Genomic DNA, 4890 nt, shown 5'->3' with positions numbered 1-4890 from the left:
GCCGGGGCGGGGCCCGCGGCGTCCGTCGCGGGACCCGCCCCGGCGGGAGGGACGCGGTCAGCCCTTGACCGCGCCCATGGTCAGGCCGGAGACCATGCGCCGCTGGACGAACAGGAAGAAGATCATCACGGGGATGGTCAGCAGGGTGGAGGCGGCCATGATCGGCCCCCACTCGGTGCCGAACCGGCCGAAGTAGTAGGACAGCGTCAGCGGCAGCGTGTAGTTGTCGGTGCTGCGGCCCAGGAACGTCAGCGCGACGATGAACTCGTTCCACGCGGTGATGAAGGCGAAGATGCTCGCCGCGACCAGGCCCGGCGCGACCAGGGGCATCAGGATGCGCCAGAAGACGGTCCAGGAGCTGGCGCCGTCGATGGCCGCGGCCTCCTCCAGCTCCTTGGGCACCGCGGCCACGAAGCCCCGCAGCATCATGATGGTGATCGGCAGGGACACGGCCGTGTACACGATGAGCAGGCCGGACAGGTTGCCGAGCAGCTCCACGCCGCTGACGTCGGACAGCTGCCGGAAGTTGATGAAGATGGAGATGATCATCGCCTCCATCGGCACCATCTGGATCACCAGCAGCAGGATGATGAAGGCGGTGCGCAGCCGGAAGCGGAACCGGGCCACGGCCACGGCGGCCAGCAGCGACAGGAACGCTCCCATGGCCACGGAGGCCACGGTGAGGAACAGGCTGTTGCCCAGGAACTGCCAGAAGTTCACCCCGGGGATCAGCTGGCCGTTGAGCACCCGGTCGAAGTGCTCCAGGGTCGGCGCCGTCGGGAAGATCGTCTGGTCGCGGGTGAAGATCTCGCCCACCGGCTTGAAGGCCGTGATGACCATCCAGTACACGGGGAACACCGAGAACAGGAACACCGCGAGGCCGGCCAGGTACAGCGGCAGGCGGCGCAGGCGGCGCAGCGGGCCGCGGCGGTAGACGGGCCGGGGGCCGCTCGGGCCGCCCGTCCCGGCGCCCCCGGTGGCGCGCTCGCGGACGGCGGAGGCGGAGGTCTGGTCGATCGCGGTCATCGGGTCTCCCCCTGGCGGATCATGATGCGCAGGTAGTACGCGGTGACGGCGAGGATCATCACGGTCATGACCACCGCGATCGCCGAGCCCATGCCGTAGTTGGCCGGGCTGGCGCTGAAGCCCTGCTGGTAGATGTAGTACGAGAGCAGGTAGACGTCCTTGTTCTGGAAGCTGTTCGCCAGGATGTAGAGCTGGGTGAACACGCGCAGGTCCCAGATGATCTGGAGGACCAGCAGCAGGGCGAACAGCGGGCGCAGCATCGGGAACGTGACGTTCCAGAAGGCCTTCCAGCCGCCCGCGCCGTCCATCCTCGCGGCCTCGTACAGCTCGTAGGGGATGCTCTTGAGCCCGGCGAGCACGGAGACGGCCACGAAGGGGAAGGACTGCCAGACGATCACGGTGATGAGGATCGAGAACAGCGGGAGCGGTTCGAGGAACCAGTTGTACTGCAGCCATCCGCTGCCCACCAGCCAGTCCGGCATCCGGTCCAGGATGACGTTGACCAGGCCCCGTTCGGGCAGGAACAGCCAGCGGAAGACCAGGGAGGCGCTCAGCGCGGGGGTGGCCCAGGCGAGCATCATGCCCAGGGCCACGAACCCCGAGAACCACTTGGGGAGCTTGTTCAGCAGCAGCCCCACGAGAGTGCCCAGCACCATCGTGATGCCGACCATCAGCACGCAGACCACGACCGTGTTGCGCAGGATCCCCCAGAACTCGGGGTCGGTCAGCAGCGTCTGGTAGTGGGCGAAGTCGTTCCAGGCCGGGCCGGGCTGGTTCGGCAGGAGGTTGCGGGTGGTGAAGCTGGTGAGCGAGTACCACACCATCTGCACGATCGGCCACAGCAGCACGACCGCGAGGAGGATCAGGGCCGGTGCGATGAGCAGGTAAGGGGTGGGGAGCGCGAGGCGGCGGCGAGGTGCGGGCTCGGAGGCGGGGGCCTTCACGGCCTCCTCCCGCTCGCGCGCGGGCGCTGGTTCGACGGTTTGTGCCATGGTCTTCTCAATCGAGGCGTGGGCCGACCGCGGCGGGCGGGGCCGTTGGACCCCGCCCGCGCACAGCTCTACTCAGTCAGGCGGAAGGGGCTACTCGACCGGCTCGTTGAGGATCGAGGTCAGCTCCTCGTTGGCCGCCGCCAGGACCTCCTCGGCGTCGCCTCCCTGCACGATCTCCAGGACGGCGCCCGGCAGGATCTTGTTGTCCTGGTCGGCCGCGGTCCAGCGCGGGGTGGTCGGGAAGAACTGGGTGTGCTGCATCTGCTCGGCGGCAGCGGCGGTGGCGGGGTCCTCCTGGTACGTCTCGCTCTCCAGCAGGTGCGGGTAGGCCGGGAAGAAGCCCGCGACGTCGGCGTAGCCCTGGCCGCCCTCCTCGTCACCGAGGACGGTGAGCAGCTCGAAGGCCAGGTCCGGGTGCTCGGTGGTGGTGAACACCGTCAGGGCGGAACCGCCCGCGAAGGCCGGGGCGATGCCCTCGGCGCCGGGGATGGGCGCGGCGACGATGTTCTCGATGACCGCCGGGTCCTCGGCCTGCTCCTCCATGGAGCCGATCGCCCAGCCGCCGTCGATGTACATGCCCAGCTGGCTGTTGGCCATGTCGGCCAGCGCGATGAGCTCGTTCTGGCCGACGTAGTCCTGCGGCGAGATGCCGTCGGTGGTGAGGCTGGAGTAGAACTCGATCGCCTCGACGGTGGCGGGGTCGGTGAGGGTGCCCTCCCACTCCTCGCCGTTCTGCTCCGCGATCGAGCCGCCGTTGCTCCAGATGAAGCTGGCGATGCCGTTGGTGAAGTCGGTCGGCGCGGCGAAGCCGGGGACGTCGTACTCCTCCTCGATGGCCTCGGCCACCTCGACGAGCTCGTCCCAGGTCGTCGGCGGCTCGTGGCCGATCTCCTCCAGCCAGTCCGCGCGGTAGTACAGGGTGCGCACGCCCGAGAACCACGGGACGCCGTACTGGACGCCCTCGTAGGTGCCGTACTCCAGGGCGTTCTCGTCGATGCCCGCGGCGGCGTCCCAGCCGTCGACCTGCTCGGTGATGTCCATCAGGGCGCCCTGCGCGGCCCAGCCCGCGACCTGGTCGTTGCCGACCTCCAGCACGTCGGGGGCGTCACCGCCGGCGAGGGCGTTGGTGATGGCCTCCTGCGCGTCGGGCCAGGGGATGAACTCGACGTTGACGGCCACGTCCGGGTTGCTCTCCTGGAAGCGCGCCTCGACGTCCTCGAAGTACTCGACGAGGGGCTCCTGGGAGGTGCCCATGACCCAGACGGTCAGGCTGTCGGCCTCGCCGCCCCCGTCACCGGAGTCGGAGCCGCCGCACGCGGAGGCGAGCAGGACCACGGCCGTGGCCGCGGCGATCTTGGGGAACCTCATCTGTATCTCTTCTCCCTTCGCACGACGCGCCGGGGTGCGACGCCTGTGCTCGAACCGACCTGGGATGATCGTGGGAATCACCCCGCGGCTCGACGTCTTGTGGGGGTTGTGCTGGGATAGCACGTTGGCCGCCCCGCCGGAGCGGGTACCGGGAGGGCCCAGCGGGTATCGGAAGGGCCCGAAGCGGGCCTTACGAGGACGTGACCTCCTGTGAGGTTGTGAGCTAAATTAACAGGAAACTTTCCTAATAAAAACAGGGTGAGGTGTCACGGTTATGTCTCAACGTCCGGGGACTCCCCGGCTGCTACGCCAGCTCAACGACCGCGCGGCACTGGAACTGCTCCTGTCCGCGGGGCCCTTGACCAGGACGCAGCTGGGAACGCGTACCGGCCTTTCCAAGGTGACCGCCTCCCAGCTGCTCGCGCGGCTGGAGGAGCGGAACCTGGTGCGCGTCGTGGGCAGCCAGGCGGGCGGGCGGGGGCCCAACGCCGCGCTGTACGCGGTGGTGCCCGAGAGCGCCTACGTCGCGGCCCTGGACGTCAGCGCGCGCCGGGTGACCGCGACGATCGCCGACATCACGGGCCGGATCGTCAGCGACGTCGCGGTCGACCCCAGCGCCTCCGACGATCCCGTCGCGCTCGTCCACACCGCGGTGATGCGCCTGGCCGAGACCGCGGGGGTCGCGCTGGACAGGGTCCGCGCCTGCGTCATCGGCACCCCCGGCGTCGTCGATCCCCGCACCGGCGACATCCGCTTCTCCTTCGACCTGATGTCCTGGCACGAGGGCATCCTGGAGGCCCTGCGCGCCGACCTCAAGCGCTCGGTCATGATCGAGAACGACGTGAACCTGGCCGCCCTGGCCGAGCACTCCGAGGGCGCCGCCGCGGGGGTGGCCGAGTTCGTCCTCATCTGGCTCAGCGCCAACGGCGGCGTGGGGATGTCCACCATGATCGACGGTCGCATCCACCGGGGCCGCTCGGGCGGCGCGGGTGAGATCGGCTACCTGCCCGTGCCCGGGGCGCCCATGCCCACCGACGTGGGCCTGTCCGGCGGCTACGAGTCCCTGCGCGACGGCGCGAGCCGCGAGCTCCCCCACGGGTTCCAGGCGCTGGTCAAGGCGGGGCAGGTGGTCGAGCTGGCCGCCGGGTACGGCATCGAGGGCACCGACGTCACCGAGGTGGTCGGGGCGGCCTCCGCAGCGGAGACCCCGGAGGCGGACGCCTTCCTGAACGACTTCGCCGAGCGCCTGGCCCGCGGGGTGGCCGCCGTCGCGGTGATCCTGGACCCCGGCCTGGTGGTGCTCGGCGGGGACGTGGCCCGGGCGGGCGGTGTGAAGCTGGCCGAGCGGGTCCAGGCGGCCACCGCGCGCATCGCCCCGAACGCGACCGAGGTCGCGCTGGGGAGGGTGGAGGGCAGCCCGGTGGTGCGGGGCGCGCTGCTGCACGCCCTGGAAAGGGCGCGGGAGGACGTCTTCTCCTCGACGGTCTGAATCCGGCGGGCCCCG

General features: G+C 70.1%; 4 protein-coding genes. 1 reads left to right on the top strand and 3 read right to left on the bottom strand.

The features are described 5' to 3' along the window. Positions 1 to 57 precede the first annotated feature (57 nt). The 3 genes from DQW06_RS19380 to DQW06_RS19370 form a co-directional block, all read right to left on the bottom strand. Positions 58 to 1026 carry a carbohydrate ABC transporter permease gene (locus tag DQW06_RS19380; RefSeq protein ID WP_013151709.1) on the bottom strand — a complete coding sequence of 323 codons (969 nt, stop codon included), beginning with the start codon at positions 1024 to 1026 and terminating at the stop codon, positions 58 to 60. Further along, positions 1023 to 2018: a carbohydrate ABC transporter permease gene (locus DQW06_RS19375; RefSeq protein ID WP_013151710.1), complete on the bottom strand. Its 996-nt coding sequence runs from the start codon at positions 2016 to 2018 to the stop codon at positions 1023 to 1025. The genes DQW06_RS19380 and DQW06_RS19375 overlap by 4 nt, the downstream gene beginning before the upstream one ends. A gap of 90 nt (positions 2019 to 2108) precedes the next feature. Continuing rightward, positions 2109 to 3386 carry an extracellular solute-binding protein gene (locus DQW06_RS19370; RefSeq protein ID WP_013151711.1) on the bottom strand — a complete coding sequence of 426 codons (1278 nt, stop codon included), beginning with the start codon at positions 3384 to 3386 and terminating at the stop codon, positions 2109 to 2111. A 274-nt stretch (positions 3387 to 3660) separates the two neighbouring features. Here DQW06_RS19370 and DQW06_RS19365 point away from each other — a divergent pair, with 274 nt between their 5' ends. Further along, the gene (locus tag DQW06_RS19365) at positions 3661 to 4875 is read left to right on the top strand and encodes an ROK family transcriptional regulator (RefSeq protein WP_117199050.1); all 1215 of its coding nucleotides are present in this window, start codon (positions 3661 to 3663) and stop codon (positions 4873 to 4875) included. The last annotated feature ends 15 nt before the right edge of the window (positions 4876 to 4890 follow it).

It is taken from the genome of Nocardiopsis sp. TNDT3, from assembly GCF_003427465.1.
GTDB lineage: Bacteria > Actinomycetota > Actinomycetes > Streptosporangiales > Streptosporangiaceae > Nocardiopsis > Nocardiopsis dassonvillei.
Note: the sequence above shows the minus strand (reverse complement) of the source record. Positions and strands in the feature narration are given on the sequence as shown.

Bases quoted from the DNA above. Each gene is read 5' to 3' on its own strand.
- DQW06_RS19380 (WP_013151709.1), bottom strand. From the start codon at position 1,026: ATGACCGCGATCGACCAGACCTCCGCCTCCGCCGTCCGCGAGCGCGCC.
- DQW06_RS19375 (WP_013151710.1), bottom strand. From the start codon at position 2,018: ATGGCACAAACCGTCGAACCAGCGCCCGCGCGCGAGCGGGAGGAGGCC.
- DQW06_RS19370 (WP_013151711.1), bottom strand. From the start codon at position 3,386: ATGAGGTTCCCCAAGATCGCCGCGGCCACGGCCGTGGTCCTGCTCGCC.
- DQW06_RS19365 (WP_117199050.1), top strand. From the start codon at position 3,661: ATGTCTCAACGTCCGGGGACTCCCCGGCTGCTACGCCAGCTCAACGAC.